The organism is Nostoc cycadae WK-1 (genome assembly GCF_002897135.1).
Lineage (GTDB): Bacteria > Cyanobacteriota > Cyanobacteriia > Cyanobacteriales > Nostocaceae > Nostoc_B.
This window is the reverse complement of the sequence record NZ_DF978425.1, coordinates 325766-340930: the sequence shown is the minus strand read 5'-3', so window position 1 is coordinate 340930 and position 15165 is coordinate 325766. Positions and strand designations below refer to the sequence as shown.

Below are 15165 nucleotides of genomic sequence, written 5' to 3'. Positions count from 1 at the left end.
AAGTAAGAACACTCAAGGCTAGTCAGTGAACTTTTTTATTGGTTGTGCAGTTTGGTCGTATAAAGGTTGGATGGGTGAATTTTATCCCCCAGGTACTCGCGCTACCGATTTTTTGAGCCTTTACAGTCGTCGCTTGACTACGGTTGAAGGCAATACTACCTTTTATGCTGTACCTAACCAAGAAACTATCAGCCGTTGGATAGCCCAAACACCCCCAGGTTTTGAATTTTGTCTCAAATTACCGCGAGACATCACCCATACAGGTTTACTTCAGCCGAATATTCCCGCAGCGTTGAAATTTTTAGCAGGAATGCAGCCTTTAGGAAAACGCTTAGGGCCGATGTTTGTCCAGTTACCACCAAGTTATTCGCCTACATTAATTGATGATTTAACTAATTTTTTGGTAGCTTGGCCGCGGGAAACTGCACCACTGGCTTTAGAAGTGAGACATTTTGATTGGTTCAAAGAACCTTATAGTAGTCAATTAACAGCGTTGCTCGAAAATCTCGGTGTAGGACGAGTACTCTTAGATTCGCGTCCGATTTACAATGGCGAAGATGACCCCCAGCTACACTCAGAACGACGTAAACCTAAATTACCTGTACAATTTAGCGTTACAGCACCCTTTAGCTTAATTCGGTTCATTTCTCATCCCATATTGTCTGAGAATCAGCCGTTTATGGCAGAATGGGTCACTCAGATTCAACAGTGGTTACAAGCAGGGACAAAAGTTTATTTCTTTGTCCATTGTCCTCTAGAAGAGCGATCGCCATACACTGCCCGTCATTTTCAAAAGCTATTAGAACAAAGTGGTGTTTCTGTTCCGCCTTTACCTTGGAATCAGCTAGAACAGCCACCCAGTCAGCTAAGTTTGTGGTAAGCCTTCTAGGAATATTTTGATAATTTTTTGATTTTCACAAAATATCCAACTCATACTCACTTCAAAAAGAGTAATAATAGTTATTGCAAGACATTTTTAATAAAGCTAAAGCAATTCTCTTCTTTCGCAAGAGTATTATATACCTCTGAGTAAATCTGCCAAGAGGATATTAACAATGCTTAAAAATAGCTAACAGAAATGGCTTAATTTTTAATGTGAATTGTGATTGGGGCAATCGTTGTGTAAGCAGTTTAATCAAAGGAGGTTCAGATGAGTCGTCTTCTTTATGAAAACTCAGTTTCATATCAAGGATATCTCATCATTCCGTTTGTTTACGGCAGTGCTGATGCTTACGAAATCTATTCCTATAAGCTGTTGTCAGAAATTGGTAACAAAAGTAGATTTCACAAAACAGAAAATCCAGCGGGTATCTACGGTAATAGCATTAAGAATATTATTGATATTGCCCAAGAACATCTTGATGAAAATTTAGAATTTATCAGTCAGCAAGATTGTTTTAAGTCTCGTTATATTTTCCGCAACAATTTAATTATCATCTTTCAAGAAGAGGGCAAATTTTTCTACGATCATTATCCACCAGAAATATTGAATAATATTGCCGCCCCCAAATTATTCAATTCGGAATATGAATGCTTGAGTTGGATTCAAGCTGGACTGAATGGTCAATATGTCCGACAGCAAGCAAGCTAAATAAAGGTCATAGTCGACTTAACCTTATGATGGCTTGGTTGGTAAGGGTGTTACTTTTATCAATCAAGTCATCCCATTAAAAGAAGTTATTTCATTATTACTCACAAATGTTCACCTAGGCGCAAAGCATTAGCCATAATCGTGAGAGATGGATTAACAGGTAATAATTAAATGCTTAAGATTCCAGTGCTTTACGTAATTTTCTTTCTAATTGTGCTATTAAAAACTTACCGTCAATTTTTTCTAACTCTGCAATAGAAACATCACCATGATCACGGGCTGCTTGCAACCACTGTTCATATTTTTTATCATGTTCTTCTAAGAGTTCTAATGCTTCGACAATTATTTCCTCAATAGTGTGATATCTACCACTACTGAGTTTTTCTTGAATAAATATTTCGTGTTTTTGGTTGAATTTGGAGTTCATTATTAATAGCTCAAATATCAATCAACTAATGGATTAAACTTGTTGCAAATAATACTCAAATCGCTGCCGTAGTTGTTCCACTGCTAAATTCTGAGTCCAGTATTCCACAAGGGAATGACCAAACGCCCAAGCATTACGATCAGGTGTAGCAGAATTCTCTAACAATAATGGCCAGAGAGCCATTAAATCAAAGTTAATTTTATTGGCATCGTCGGTTTTTAATAGTGAGAAAAGTTCATACGCGATTTGCAGTTTACCAATGACAATCGGTAATTGTTCTACAGGAATTTGCTCTGCTAGTAAATATGCCAAGGTGGGCGAACCAGTTGACATAGTAGCAATAAATTGCAGTACTGGACTTTTTAGCAGTGAAGTTAGTCCTTGAGTTGTCGCCATCTGGAAGGTATAGTGATCAATAATTTTAGCGGCGGCGACGGTGCGGGAGTCTAAGTCACGCAAAAACCGAGCGAGTCGTAATTGTTTAGCAGGTGCGATCGCCTCAATCAATCCCAAAGATAAAATATCTATATTCCAAGCTGTACGTTTGGTTTTGCGATCGCTAGTAACTACCGGGATAACTAAGTTAGAAAATTCCCCCAGCTTTTCAGCACGATATTGGGTAGCTTCGCGGATAGAAATTTCCTTTGGCTTTTCTCCCCATTCCCAATTGTATGGCGGTTCCCATTCGCGGATAGGACGCAATTTATCTACTTGGGTAACAACTGCGATCGCAGGTAAATCATCAATTTCCCCTTTCATATCTGCTAAAAAGTCCACATCCATTTGTAAAGCCGGATCAAGGGCGGGTGTCACCAGCAATAACAAATCTGCGTTAGTTGCATAGTCTAATACTAATTGGCGGAGTTCTCCCCGCTTCACTTGTTCATAACCAGGGGTATCCCAAAGAGTGAGACTTTCGCCGCTGGGAGTTTCCCAATGATAATTTTGAATTTCGTCGGTACTGGGTAACACATCAACCGCCGCCAGATCAGCTTGAAATAACGTGTTAATTAAACTGCTTTTGCCTGCGCCTGTCCGCCCTACTAGTAAAATACTGATGGGTTTTTGTTCTACTTCTTCAACTGGTTCAGCTTGGGTGAGGATTTCTCGCAGAGTTTGGGTTTTAGTTTGTGGGATAGCTGGTGGAGAAATAGCTGCTGTTGTATTTGCTAGTGTAATACCTCCGTAAAGGGCGATCGCTTGTCGGCATAAATTTCTCAAAGCTGCTTCGCGCAAGAGTTGACCTAAATTCACCAACAACTGCTGATTAGCCCGGTTACTGGAACCCTTCGTCGCCCGGTTCGCCACCGCCGCCACAGGATTTAACAACCATTGCGCCCAGCCCCAAGCCCGCAAAAGTTTACGGGCTGATGGTTCTAGCTTGCGATATACTTCATAAGCTTGATAAGCTTGCCCGACTGTCGCTTGATTTAAAGCAGGTGATAATCTCTGCATCCACTGGTCTAAATCATCCACTGTTCCCCTGATGAGTCCGTAAGCTTGGGGAACGTAGATATTTAGGAGGGGATACTGCACTTGGGGATGGTAGATATTCGCCACAGCCACCACCACATCTTGACAGCGTTGCCAAAAAGTTTGCCAATCTTCCCAAATTGGGCGATCGTTGATTGATGCTTCTAAGATTTTTTGTAATGCTGCTTCGGCTTGCTGCGTAGCATCACTTCCCGCCGTTGCAGTAGTTGTATCTATTGCCGTTTCTAGTTCTTCTTGAAATTCTGCTAACGCCGCTTCTACTTGCACAATCGCTGGTTGCGTCCATTTCACCAGCAACCACCGCCAACCAACAAACGCCAAGGTAAAAACAGCCCAAATCCAGTTAATTCCCCAGACATTGATTTGTATACCTGCGGCAACCAGTAAGAAAATAATAATAGCTGCGATCGGTGTTGCTAAAATAATCAACTGCCACGGTTTTAAGCGCACCATTCCCCCATACCTGCCTTGATACAACTTCTGATAATGCTATTGTGAGTCTAATATTCCTGTTGTGGATACTAACTGTTGGTGTAATATCTATGCTCTTTTGGAGAGAAATTTTAAGTGAGGGATTGAATAATATCTATATATAAAGTGCTGTATTCACCAGAAAAATAACATAAATATTATGAGATTTATATTTAAAAACTCTAAAAAATTAAATGAGATTTTACAGCGTTCTGCTATAAGTAATGAAGAGTTTGTTCATAATATAAAATTATCGAGTGAATTAGCTATAAAAACAGTGAATTGTGTCCGTATAGAGTTAGGCAAAGCTTTTCGTGTTCCGGCTGAGAAGTTATATCCAGATGATAAATTTCTAGATATCATATCCCTCCCCTGCTGGGAATGGGACATGATAGAGCTTGTATTAGCTCTTGAAGAAATTCTCAAAATAGGTATTGACGAAGAACAAGTACCTGATTGGACTTCTAAAGATATCACTTTATGTCAATGGATTGTAGAGTTTTTATGCCGCAATTTTCCAGAAAATAATAACCTTAAGGATAGGGAATTATAAAAATAAATGAATCCACCCTTTAGACCTCAAAGTTTGCCTTTTTTAGAGTCAATTTGTTGGCAAACAGCAGATGTTTATCAGTTTACACCTGAGCAAATGCTGAGTCGCTATGAAAGGGGTTGGCATTATCGTCAACTTTTTAATAATTTGGCAGGCGAAGAACTCAACTTTGTTAAAGAACTTGCCAAATATTACGATTCTTGGTTAGAAGTTGATTGGTAAGCTGGAGATTTAATCAGCACAATAAGTTTAGTAAAAAATTTTCTGGAATAGCCCCTTTTTTTGTTGTATTATTTCTGGTTTATCAACCAGTTTTGTCAGGATAAAAGTTATGATACGAAGTGAGCGATCGCTATTCATCATCTCAATTACAATTATCAGTATCATCACACTGCTAACTTTTACCAGTCTTCCCGGTATCTCTGCAACCTCAAAAATCAATGAACACCCCTCAGTGATTGCTCAAAGTGTTAATCTTGGGGCTGCTTTCAAAGAATTAAATATTGAAGGGTCAATTTTAATTTACGACCAAAATAACCAGAAATTTTACCAACATAACGCCTCTCGTAATTCCACAGCCTTTCTTCCTGCTTCGACCTTCAAAATCTTAAATTCTCTGATTTCATTAGAAACTGGAGTGATTAAAGATGAAATTGCTATTTTGACTTGGGATGGAATTATGCGAGAATTCCCGACTTGGAACCGAGATACTAATATGCGCCAAGCATATAAAGACTCAACCGTGTGGTTTTATCAAGTCTTAGCACGGCGAGTTGGACATGAAAGAATGCAGCAATTCATCAATCAAGTTGGTTACGGAAACCGTCAAATTGGCACACCAGAACAAATAGATAAATTTTGGCTATCTGGCCCTTTACAAATTACCCCCAAACAACAAATTGAATTCCTTCAACGGCTTTATCGTAGAGAATTACCTTTTTCTCAACGCACATTCGATTTAGTGCAAGACATCATGATATTGGAGAAAACACCTAATTATATTCTGCGAGCTAAGACAGGTTGGGCAACTAGTGTAAAACCTAACATTGGCTGGTTTGTGGGATATTTAGAACAAAATAATAACGTTTATTTCTTCGCGACTAATATCTATATGAAAGATACTGCTGATGCGCCTAAACGAATTGAATTAACTCGGCGTAGTTTCAAAGCTTTAGGATTACTCTAAACTTGCCTACTCTACATAAAGTACAGATTTAGCTGTGATTAATTTTATGTTTTCAATCCTAACTGTTGGATTCTTCTGCATAGTAGGCTTGATTGTTGTCGAAACAATACAAAAATTACATCCTGCTAATCCAATAATCAATCCAATTTGGGAAGCAATTTGTCTAGGAATTACTAGTATATTTTGGGTGTTGCTGCAAAGCTGGTTTTTTCGTGAAGCAAAAATTAACTTAGACTGGTTGATTTTTTTTGCTATTTTTGGTTCTGTGCTGGCAATGACATTATCTCTCATCTTTTGGTATTTTCAAGATTCAACTGGTAAGAGTAAATATACTTTGCGTAATGCTCATATATTAATAGGAATGTATCGGTTTGTACTCTACGGTATTAGCATTATCTTTGGAGTATTTTTATCCCAAATTACAAGCTCAAATTAAAGTCAGATAAATATCAACGAACTATCATTTTTTATCGGCATTTATCTATTGATTTCCAAAAACATAATTTTGTCTAATCCTTACTCAAACCTGTTTTTAGCTAAAAACAAACATCAATCATTAAATTATGTTTAATATCTTTTTGTAAAAAAAACAGCATTTTGCCATTTAATTTCATAGTAATTATTGGCAAGGACGGTAAATTTACTGCTTAAAACCTGAGAGTCAAGGTTTTAACAGTTAATGCTGTCAAAAATAGGGAATTTTAAATTTATTTGCGGAGAAAATACTTATGCCCATTAATGATACTAGTAAAGCATTACTTTCTCATAACGGGCTAAACTCACATCTACTCTCCTCAGCAGATACTTTTCATACTGAAAATAAATCTAATTCGTATCTTAGTAGCAGTAGTTATTACCAAACTAGCAATGCAAAAACAAGTACAGCAACTACTAAAAACTATAGTTCCACTACTGGATATGGGTTAGTCAATGCGGCGGCGGCTGTGGCTAAAGCTGCGGGTAAAAGTACCTTTGCAGATGTTCCCAATTCAGGAGGTAATAACTGGGGGGCTGACCTTGTAAACGCTCCAGAAGCTTGGAATAATGGGTATACAGGGAAGGGTGTTGTTGTTGCGGTTATAGATACTGGGGTTGATTACAACCACGATGATCTCAAAAATAATATTTGGACTAATACTAAAGAAATTGCTGGTAATGGCATAGATGATGATGGCAATGGTTATATTGATGATGTGCGTGGTTGGAATTTTAACGATAACAATAACAACACCTTAGACAAAAACGGCCACGGTACTCATGTTTCTGGAACTATTGCGGGAGAAAAAAATAATTATGGTGTAACTGGTATTGCTTATAATGCCAAAATTATGCCAGTAAAAGTTTTAAATGACTCTGGTTCTGGTTCTTACAGCGCGATCGCTAATGGCATTTATTATGCAGCGAATAATGGCGCTAATGTGATCAACCTCAGCCTAGGTGGTAGTTTTTCTAACAAGACTCTGCAAAATGCAATTGAGTATGCCAATCGTAAAGGCGTAGTGGTGGTGATGGCGGCTGGTAATGATGGCGGTTCTCAACCAAATTATCCGGCTCGTTACGCCAAAAATACAGGAATTGCTGTGGGTGCAGTGGATAGAAACAATAACTTGGCTAATTTTTCTAATCGCTCTGGAACAAATCAACTTGCTTATGTTACAGCCCCAGGAGTTGATGTCTATTCCACAGTACCGAATAATCAGTATGCTTCTTACAGTGGTACATCTATGGCAAGTCCTCACGTAGCTGGAGTAGTTGCGTTGATGTTGAGTGCTAACCGTAGCTTAACTCCTGCACAGGTTCGGCAAATCATTACAGATACCGCCGGAAATAATACCCAAGCTGCAACTACTAGTTCTAAGAATGCTGCAATTAGCACTAGCTCAATAAAACAGCAAGCGATCGCATCATCTAATTATCAACTATCAAATTCCACTTTCAAGGTTGACAATAGCTCTTTGTCAGATATCCACGCTTCTGCTAAACTTACCAACCACACTGCTGCAACTAGTTCTGCAACTCAGTTCCACTACTATAACAACGGTATCAGTATTAAGAGTTACAACAGTACCGATGAAGAAACTCCAAATGATAGCCCAACTGATAGTCCTACCAATGGTAATAATGGTGATCTGGGCAAATTTTTAGATCGGCTAGATCAACTGCAAAAACAACTAGACGAATACCGCCGATTTTTGGGCTTATCTAATAGCTAATATGAGAAAATCTAGCTTGACTTAAAAAGTAAATGAGAATAACTTTCTCATTTACTTTTTTGTTATTAGCATAATATTAAAAAAACCTTGCGGGAAAGTTAGAAGTAATTTTTAGGACTTATTATTTTTGCCAAGCCTGAAACCAAAAAAATCAATATCTAAAAGCAATCTTATAAATTGGCAAAGGTGTTGAGAAAGGTTATACCAATTATCTATATTTGTGCATGAATAGCGCTCAATTTAATGTTGAATACCATGTTACGGCCGTGATTACTCATTTAATCAAAGTAGGTCGAGAGGAAGAATATGAGGAATGGATGCGCGGTATTATTCCCGTAGCCAGGACTTTTCCAGGACACTTGGGAGTGAATGTTCTCAGACCCCAAAAAGGTGTGCATTCAGAATACATCATTGTCCTCCATTTTGATCACCACCAGAATCTACAAGCATGGTTAGAGTCGGATGTGCGCCAGGAGTTGATTGAACGGGCTAAACCCTTGATTCAAGCACCGGAGGATGTACAAATTCTCACTGGTTTAGAAACTTGGTTTGAATTGCCTAGACGCTCTCAAAAATCTCCACCAAAGCGTTACAAAATGGTGTTATTGACTTGGTTAGGAGTGTTTGTAACAATCTCAATTGTCAGTCGTTTACTCAGTCCTTTATTGACACCTTTTCCCATGTTGCTGGCACAAGTAATTACTATCGGTGTTGTGGTTTGGATATTAACTTATCTGTTAATGCCTCAGTTAACACGATTGTTCTACAAGTGGCTATATCCAACTACCTAAATCAAGGCCTTCGCAATTTATAATGTCATAATTAATAAAAAGGTCATGCCATCTGAACAAAACAAATCTATTGTACTGCAAATGTATAAGTTCTTTGACGAAGGTGATTTAGCAGCAGTACAGGAATTTCTTGCACCAAATTTTGTGGCTCATATCCCAGGTGCTACCGAATCACTCAATCGGAAAGCATTCATACAGTCTGTACTAGGAGTTTTTCGTTCTGCTTTCCCTGATGGAATTCATCAGTTTGAAGATGTGATTGCTGAAGGCGATAGAGTAGTCACGCGTGGAATTTTTAGTGGTACTCATCGTGGTGAATTACAAGGTATTCCTCCCATAAACAAACAAATAATCATCCCCTTCTTTCATATTGATCGCATCGTGGATGATCAACTCGTAGAACACTGGGGTCAAAGTGACTTGCTCAGTTTAATGCAGCAAGTGGGCATAATTTATCTACCAAGTGCAGGCTTAATCTTCCGAAAATTATCTTGGGCGATCGCTACTAGCATCAACAAGCGCCTGGGATAAAAAGATATCATTAAGTGTGCATTGTGAATTGTTGATATGCTTACTCTGTCTCCTAGCCTGCAAGCTAGACTCTCCCAACCTTTAAAAATCGGCTCTTTTGAAGTTAAAAGCCGGGTTCTGCAATCGCCTTTATCTGGGGTGACAGATTTGGTGTTTCGTCGTCTGGTGCGTCGCTATGCACCAGATTCGATGATGTATACAGAAATGGTCAACGCCACGGGACTGCACTATGTGAAGCAGTTACCTAAAATCATGGAAGTTGACCCCAACGAACGCCCAATTAGCATTCAGTTATTTGACTGTCGCCCTGATTTTTTAGCCGAAGCTGCTATTAAAGCTGTGGCTGAAGGGGCTGATACTGTTGATATTAATATGGGATGTCCGGTAAATAAAATTACCAAAAATGGTGGTGGTTCTTCGCTGTTGCGTCAGCCGGAAGTTGCTGAAGCAATTGTACGCGAAGTTGTCAAAGCTGTTAATGTACCAGTCACTGTCAAAACCCGGATTGGCTGGAATGACAAGGAAATCACTATTCTCGACTTTGCCAAGCGGATGGAAGATGCCGGGGCAAAAATGATTACTGTGCATGGACGCACCCGCGCTCAAGGTTACAATGGTAACGCCCGTTGGGAATGGATAGCCCGTGTGAAAGAGGTGCTGTTGATACCTGTAATTGGCAATGGCGATATATTTTCTGTGGAAGCAGCCGTGAGATGCTTAGAGGAAACTGGCGCAGACGGTGTGATGTGTTCGCGCGGCACTTTGGGTTATCCCTTTTTGGTAGGCGAAGTTGACCACTTTTTGAAAACAGGGGAACTTTTAGCGCCACCAACGCCCATTCAGCGCTTAGAATGCGCCAGAGATCATTTACAAGCTTTATGGGAATATAAAGGCGATCGCGGTGTCCGTCAAGCCCGCAAACACATGACTTGGTACGCTAAAGGATTCGTCGGTGCAGCCGAGTTGCGCGGACAGTTAAGTCTCATTGAAACAGTCCAGCAAGGTTTAGATTTAATTGACCGCGCCACTGACAAATTAGCATCCGGCTATGAACTGGTAGAAGAAGCCACTAATTTTCAAATGGCATAAAGGAGAAACTATGGATAATTTTTAATTGCAAACATTAATTCGGAAATTTTTTTCAATCTTTAAAATTTCGTTACAAAATTGAGTTGTTTGTCAATTCATAGTCATCAGTGAATCACAATCATAGATAATTCAAATTACTCTGTATTGTGACAAATTTCGCTTCATATATCTTTACACCAATCATAGAGCGTAGCGGACAAATGAGGTAAACACGCTGCCGTCTTGTAGCTGATTTATAAGGAAACAGAGAAATTTCGCAAATTTTCACTTTAAAAAGTGCCTATTACATTGTTTAAAGTTATGTAGCCTTTTACTTACTGTGGATGAGCCACTGCGGTAAACTATGCCTTGATTATGATTCTTTCGCAGAGAAGAGAACTCGAAAGGAGCCTTTTTTCAATGTCTCATACCGTAAAAATCTACGATACCTGTATTGGCTGCACTCAATGCGTTCGCGCCTGCCCTACTGATGTGCTAGAGATGGTGCCTTGGGACGGCTGTAAAGCTGCTCAAATTGCCTCCTCACCCCGCACAGAGGACTGTGTAGGCTGCAAGCGTTGTGAAACTGCCTGCCCCACCGACTTTTTGAGCATCCGGGTTTACTTGGGCGCTGAAACAACTCGTAGTATGGGTCTAGCTTATTGAGGAATTGAGAAATTTATCGCAAATTTCTCATCAGACTCAAAATTAACTGTCTCCATAGCAAGCTTTTTTAGCATCGTAGGGTGGGTACTGCCCACCTTACTAGGTGACTTTTAAGCGTACAACTTCAAAAACCATAAAAATACCTTAGTGGCAGAAGGAGCATCTTGCTCCTTTTTTTTTGAGGAAATAGCCCAGAAATTCCCTATTTCCCACGCGCAAAACTTGTGACAAAACCCCAGCTTTGTGCTAAACACTATACTGGATCTAATAATCCTAAAACCAGAATGGTGTGAGCAATGTGTGGAATCGTTGGGTATATAGGCACTCAAGCAGCAACAGAGATTTTACTGTCTGGTCTAGAAAAACTAGAGTATAGAGGCTACGATTCCGCAGGAATAGCCACAATTTGGGAAGGTGAAGTTAATTGCATCAAAGCAAAAGGTAAACTACATAACCTGCGTTCTAAATTAGAACAACTAGAAAACCCGTCATCCATTGGTATTGGTCACACTCGCTGGGCAACTCATGGTAAACCAGAAGAACATAACGCCCATCCCCATCTAGATATGACGGGGCGAGTAGCTGTGATTCAAAATGGCATTGTCGAAAACTACCGTGAATTAAGAGAAGAATTAAAACAAAAAGGATATGAGTTTCGCTCGGAAACTGATACTGAAGTAATTCCCCATTTAATAGCCGAATATTTAAAGAATCCCCCATTTCCTTCCCTTCCTTCGTCCCCATCGCCCTTTTTAGAAGCCGTTCGCCAAGCAGTAAACCACCTGAATGGGGCATTTGCACTGGCAATAATTTCGGCTGACTATCCTGACGAATTAATTGCTGTGCGCCAACAAGCGCCTTTAGTGATTGGATTTGGTCAAGGGGAATTTTTCTGTGCTTCTGATACGCCGGCGATCGTTGCTTACACCCGCGCCGTATTACCGTTAGATAACGGGGAAATTGCCCGCCTGACACCATTGGGCGTGGAAATATATAACTTTGCTGGCGACAGGTTGAAAAAACAACCCCGCTTGCTCAACTTGAGTCCCACAATGGTAGAAAAGCAGGGATTCAAACACTTCATGCTCAAAGAAATTTATGAGCAACCAGGAGTAGTGAGAGCTAATTTAGAAGCTTACTTTCATAATTCGGGCGATAATAACCCATCACCAGTTAATCTCGGCTTATCTGAATCAATCTACGCAGATTTAGAACAAATTCATATTGTCGCCTGTGGTACAAGTTGGCACGCCGCCTTAGTTGGCAAATACTTGCTAGAACAATTAGCAGAAATTCCCGCCCAAGTACACTACGCTTCGGAATATCGCTATGCACCATCACCACTAACACCAAATACATTAATTATTGGTGTTACTCAATCTGGTGAAACGGCTGATACATTGGCAGCCTTAGCGATGGAAAAAGAACGCCGCCAAGGTCAAGAGGCGAAATATCAAGCGCGACTTTTAGGCATTACCAACCGCCCAGAAAGCAGCCTTGGTCACATGGTTACTAATATTATTAGTACCTTAGCAGGCATAGAAATTGGTGTTGCAGCAACGAAAACATTCATCGCCCAATTGATGGCGTTTTATGCTTTAGCCTTAGATTTAGCTGCCCGTCGTCAAACAATTCCCAAAGAAACTATAGAGCAAATTATTAATGGACTGCGACAAGTTCCTCAAGAAATTGAAGAAACTTTGGCAAGTCAGGAACGTTTAACCGAACATCTAGCCCACGACTTTGCAGATACTCAAGATTTCATCTTTTTAGGAAGAGGAATTAACTTCCCCATTGCTTTAGAAGGGGCTTTGAAATTAAAAGAAATTAGCTATATTCACGCCGAAGGTTATCCGGCTGGGGAAATGAAACACGGCCCCATTGCATTATTAGATGCGAAAGTTCCGGTGGTGGCGATCGCAGTTCCTGGTAGTGTATATGAAAAGGTGATTTCTAACGCCCAAGAAGCCAAAGCCAGAGATTCTCGGTTAATTGGTGTAACACCAGTTAAAGACGGCGAAGCGGCGGAAATCTTTAATGATTTACTCCCTGTTTCATCAGTGGATGAATTACTATCGCCAATACTTACAGTTGTACCTCTGCAACTATTGGCTTATCACATCGCCGCCCGTCGCGGTTTGGATGTTGACCAGCCTCGAAATTTGGCAAAAAGCGTCACGGTTGAGTAGTATTGAATCCATAAATATCGAGATATTTCGGATTAAAATAGCGTAATTAATTTTTAAGCTGAAGCTATTATACAACACTTCGTTGTTTATGCTTCAGCTTCTTTTTTAACTGGCGATCGCTTGACATTGACCTTGAACATTATTAACAAAGAGGTTGTTTAGCAATACTCCTAGTAAATTAGGATTTTTTGATTTACTTATCACTTTGATTGAAAGGAGTTTTTTGTATGTCCTGGGTAAATAGATTGATCTTCCATCACGGCTTTAACAGCATCCGAAGCAGTTAAAGCGTTAACACCTGCAACGTTAATTTCAACAGGAATAGAACCTAGTAAGTCAGGTTTTTCGCGCAATTGTTTTCCGTCAAACTGCTCAATAATATCAATTATATTTTCTAAAGCTTGACTTGCTGAATCTTCTATTGCTTTAATTGCTGCTTGGCGTTCAGATTTTGTTTGTCGCTTGTTTGCTAAATCTGCAATGTTTTGAGTATGAAGCAATACAATTAAACGGACTTTATGTTGAGGCTCAAGATTAGTTAACCGAGCCGCAAACTCAGGACTAATCTTGTTGAAATTGGGTGCATCGTGCATTTGCATCGTGCTTATCCCCGATGATGTTTAAGAAGTAATAGCTTTCAAGGCTTCAACAGGCTGAATTAATCCATGTCCCCAACGATTACAAGGTCTAAGGTCATTACCGTTAGGATGGCGGGCGGTTTCTTTCAGTACTTTTATTATATCAGTTGCAGGTGCAGTTGGATTTGCTGCCATTAATAAAGCGGCTACACCTGCAACATGAGGAGTTGCCATTGAAGTACCATTCATGAAACTATACTCATAAGTACCATGAGGCCCTTTACTGGGAGGAATAGATGAATAAATCTGCACACCAGGAGCAACCACATCAGGTTTAGTTACTAAGTTGTTTGGTTGACCCGGAAAAACTAAGCTTGCACCACTACTAAAGAAAGTAATATCAACATCAGCAGATTCCATTTTTTCTACTGCACCTACAGAGAAAGCATTGTAAACATTACCTGGAGAGCTACTATTACCGTGATTTTCATTGCCAATTGCTACTACAGGTAAAATGCCATATTGATTGACTAAAATTTCTAATATTTCCGCAAATATTGGCTCGTAATAATTAAACCCAAGGGACATATTAATAATATCTGCACCGTTTTCAATAGCCCAAGCAATTCCCTCCATTAAGGTTTGCAAAGTCGCATCACCAATGAGGACACCTGCAACTAATAAATTAGCTTCAGGAGCTACACCAATAGAAATACCTTCTGGAGTTTGACCACCTGCAATAGTTCCACAAACATGAGTTCCATGTTCTCCACAATCATAGGGTGGGTCTGATTTTATCCGTCTTCCTATGGGGTCAATTACAATAAAATCTGTAACTCGGTTTTTTAGTGCTGAATGAGCAGCGTAAACACCTGTGTCTAGAACTGCGACATTAATATCGTTACCTTTAGTTGTTTGCCATAACGCGGGAATTTCTAATTGTTTTAAACCCCAAGTTAATTTATCTTGTGTTTCTTGCTGAGTGAGTTCGGAATATTCTATTTTTCGGGGTTTAATCAGGTGAATTTTTTGGTTAGGAAGAACAGCAACAACATCTGGTTGTTCAGCCAAGGCTTTTAGGGTTTTGCGAGTAACTTCGACATTGGCTAGAGGTAATGTCCCAGTACCAATACTAGAAGTCCTTAATGGTTTTTCTGCATAACCTAAATCACGACTAGCTTCTTGATAAGTAGAAATAATTTTTTGTTCAACTGCTTTTTGTAATGCAGCCTGTTGTTTAACTTGATCTAATCGACGTTTTAGTTCTCGTAAGCGACCACGTAAAGGTGAACCTTCCAGTGGGGGAGCTTGATAAATAATAATTGCTTCTCGTTTATCATCTTCGTCACTGTCAGCAAGAAATGGTTCAAAAGCCGGAGATATTTTTGTTTTTGTATTCACAGTAAT

General features: G+C 39.7%; 16 protein-coding genes. 12 read left to right on the top strand and 4 right to left on the bottom strand.

Annotation, left to right across the window (positions count from 1 at the left end):
* The first annotated feature begins 25 nt into the window (after nucleotides 1-25).
* Nucleotides 26-880: a DUF72 domain-containing protein gene (locus tag NCWK1_RS09495; RefSeq protein WP_103124541.1), complete on the top strand. Its 855-nt coding sequence runs from the start codon at nucleotides 26-28 to the stop codon at nucleotides 878-880.
* A gap of 270 nt (nucleotides 881-1150) precedes the next feature.
* A complete protein-coding gene (locus tag NCWK1_RS09490) occupies nucleotides 1151-1591 on the top strand; it encodes a hypothetical protein (RefSeq protein WP_096579838.1) in 441 nt (146 codons plus the stop codon).
* 175 nt (nucleotides 1592-1766) lie between these two features.
* On the opposite strand, the gene NCWK1_RS09485 is transcribed toward NCWK1_RS09490, so the two are convergent.
* A complete protein-coding gene (locus tag NCWK1_RS09485; RefSeq protein ID WP_096579836.1) occupies nucleotides 1767-2018 on the bottom strand; it encodes a ribbon-helix-helix domain-containing protein in 252 nt (83 codons plus the stop codon).
* Between the two features lie 33 nt (nucleotides 2019-2051).
* Entirely contained in the window at nucleotides 2052-3965 is a 1914-nt protein-coding gene (locus tag NCWK1_RS09480; RefSeq protein WP_103124540.1) for a GTPase family protein, read from the bottom strand.
* Between the two features lie 178 nt (nucleotides 3966-4143).
* Here NCWK1_RS09480 and NCWK1_RS09475 point away from each other — a divergent pair, with 178 nt between their 5' ends.
* The 10 genes from NCWK1_RS09475 (at nucleotide 4144) to glmS (ending at nucleotide 13180) form a co-directional block, all read left to right on the top strand.
* Entirely contained in the window at nucleotides 4144-4536 is a 393-nt protein-coding gene (locus NCWK1_RS09475) for a hypothetical protein (RefSeq protein WP_103124539.1), read from the top strand.
* 6 nt (nucleotides 4537-4542) lie between these two features.
* On the top strand, nucleotides 4543-4758 hold the full coding sequence (locus tag NCWK1_RS09470) for a hypothetical protein (protein WP_103124538.1): 216 nt from the start codon (nucleotides 4543-4545) through the stop codon (nucleotides 4756-4758).
* 109 nt (nucleotides 4759-4867) lie between these two features.
* Nucleotides 4868-5722 (top strand): class D beta-lactamase, encoded by an 855-nt coding sequence (gene blaOXA, locus NCWK1_RS09465; RefSeq protein ID WP_103124537.1) that lies wholly within the window; start codon nucleotides 4868-4870, stop codon nucleotides 5720-5722.
* A 46-nt stretch (nucleotides 5723-5768) separates the two neighbouring features.
* Nucleotides 5769-6158: a hypothetical protein gene (locus NCWK1_RS09460; protein ID WP_146033966.1), complete on the top strand. Its 390-nt coding sequence runs from the start codon at nucleotides 5769-5771 to the stop codon at nucleotides 6156-6158.
* A 292-nt stretch (nucleotides 6159-6450) separates the two neighbouring features.
* Nucleotides 6451-7935 (top strand): S8 family peptidase, encoded by a 1485-nt coding sequence (locus tag NCWK1_RS09455; protein ID WP_103124535.1) that lies wholly within the window; start codon nucleotides 6451-6453, stop codon nucleotides 7933-7935.
* A gap of 224 nt (nucleotides 7936-8159) precedes the next feature.
* Nucleotides 8160-8726 carry an antibiotic biosynthesis monooxygenase gene (locus tag NCWK1_RS09450; RefSeq protein WP_103124534.1) on the top strand — a complete coding sequence of 189 codons (567 nt, stop codon included), beginning with the start codon at nucleotides 8160-8162 and terminating at the stop codon, nucleotides 8724-8726.
* A 45-nt stretch (nucleotides 8727-8771) separates the two neighbouring features.
* Nucleotides 8772-9257 carry an ester cyclase gene (locus NCWK1_RS09445; protein WP_103124533.1) on the top strand — a complete coding sequence of 162 codons (486 nt, stop codon included), beginning with the start codon at nucleotides 8772-8774 and terminating at the stop codon, nucleotides 9255-9257.
* Nucleotides 9258-9293: 36 nt separating this feature from the next.
* Complete coding sequence (gene dusB, locus NCWK1_RS09440; protein WP_103124532.1) at nucleotides 9294-10346, top strand: tRNA dihydrouridine synthase DusB; 1053 nt, start codon at nucleotides 9294-9296, stop codon at nucleotides 10344-10346.
* 399 nt (nucleotides 10347-10745) lie between these two features.
* Nucleotides 10746-10991 carry a photosystem I iron-sulfur center protein PsaC gene (gene psaC, locus NCWK1_RS09435; protein WP_012411495.1) on the top strand — a complete coding sequence of 82 codons (246 nt, stop codon included), beginning with the start codon at nucleotides 10746-10748 and terminating at the stop codon, nucleotides 10989-10991.
* Between the two features lie 296 nt (nucleotides 10992-11287).
* A complete protein-coding gene (glmS, locus tag NCWK1_RS09430; protein WP_103124531.1) occupies nucleotides 11288-13180 on the top strand; it encodes a glutamine--fructose-6-phosphate transaminase (isomerizing) in 1893 nt (630 codons plus the stop codon).
* Nucleotides 13181-13380: 200 nt separating this feature from the next.
* Here the strand turns inward: glmS and NCWK1_RS09425 are convergent, their stop codons facing one another.
* Together NCWK1_RS09425 and NCWK1_RS09420 are read right to left on the bottom strand one after the other, a co-directional pair.
* Complete coding sequence (locus NCWK1_RS09425) at nucleotides 13381-13779, bottom strand: hypothetical protein (RefSeq protein ID WP_245894865.1); 399 nt, start codon at nucleotides 13777-13779, stop codon at nucleotides 13381-13383.
* A gap of 21 nt (nucleotides 13780-13800) precedes the next feature.
* Entirely contained in the window at nucleotides 13801-15159 is a 1359-nt protein-coding gene (locus tag NCWK1_RS09420) for a S8 family serine peptidase (protein ID WP_187308097.1), read from the bottom strand.
* Between the last annotated feature and the right edge of the window lie 6 nt (nucleotides 15160-15165).

What these genes read in the sequence shown, in the direction of transcription:
- NCWK1_RS09425 (WP_245894865.1), bottom strand. Translation starts at nt 13,779, where the DNA reads ATGCAAATGCACGATGCACCCAATTTCAACAAGATTAGTCCTGAGTTT.
- NCWK1_RS09450 (WP_103124534.1), top strand. Translation starts at nt 8,160, where the DNA reads ATGAATAGCGCTCAATTTAATGTTGAATACCATGTTACGGCCGTGATT.
- NCWK1_RS09480 (WP_103124540.1), bottom strand. Translation starts at nt 3,965, where the DNA reads ATGGTGCGCTTAAAACCGTGGCAGTTGATTATTTTAGCAACACCGATC.
- glmS (WP_103124531.1), top strand. Translation starts at nt 11,288, where the DNA reads ATGTGTGGAATCGTTGGGTATATAGGCACTCAAGCAGCAACAGAGATT.
- NCWK1_RS09490 (WP_096579838.1), top strand. Translation starts at nt 1,151, where the DNA reads ATGAGTCGTCTTCTTTATGAAAACTCAGTTTCATATCAAGGATATCTC.
- dusB (WP_103124532.1), top strand. Translation starts at nt 9,294, where the DNA reads ATGCTTACTCTGTCTCCTAGCCTGCAAGCTAGACTCTCCCAACCTTTA.
- NCWK1_RS09475 (WP_103124539.1), top strand. Translation starts at nt 4,144, where the DNA reads ATGAGATTTATATTTAAAAACTCTAAAAAATTAAATGAGATTTTACAG.
- NCWK1_RS09460 (WP_146033966.1), top strand. Translation starts at nt 5,769, where the DNA reads ATGTTTTCAATCCTAACTGTTGGATTCTTCTGCATAGTAGGCTTGATT.
- psaC (WP_012411495.1), top strand. Translation starts at nt 10,746, where the DNA reads ATGTCTCATACCGTAAAAATCTACGATACCTGTATTGGCTGCACTCAA.
- NCWK1_RS09445 (WP_103124533.1), top strand. Translation starts at nt 8,772, where the DNA reads ATGCCATCTGAACAAAACAAATCTATTGTACTGCAAATGTATAAGTTC.
- NCWK1_RS09455 (WP_103124535.1), top strand. Translation starts at nt 6,451, where the DNA reads ATGCCCATTAATGATACTAGTAAAGCATTACTTTCTCATAACGGGCTA.
- NCWK1_RS09485 (WP_096579836.1), bottom strand. Translation starts at nt 2,018, where the DNA reads ATGAACTCCAAATTCAACCAAAAACACGAAATATTTATTCAAGAAAAA.
- NCWK1_RS09470 (WP_103124538.1), top strand. Translation starts at nt 4,543, where the DNA reads ATGAATCCACCCTTTAGACCTCAAAGTTTGCCTTTTTTAGAGTCAATT.
- blaOXA (WP_103124537.1), top strand. Translation starts at nt 4,868, where the DNA reads ATGATACGAAGTGAGCGATCGCTATTCATCATCTCAATTACAATTATC.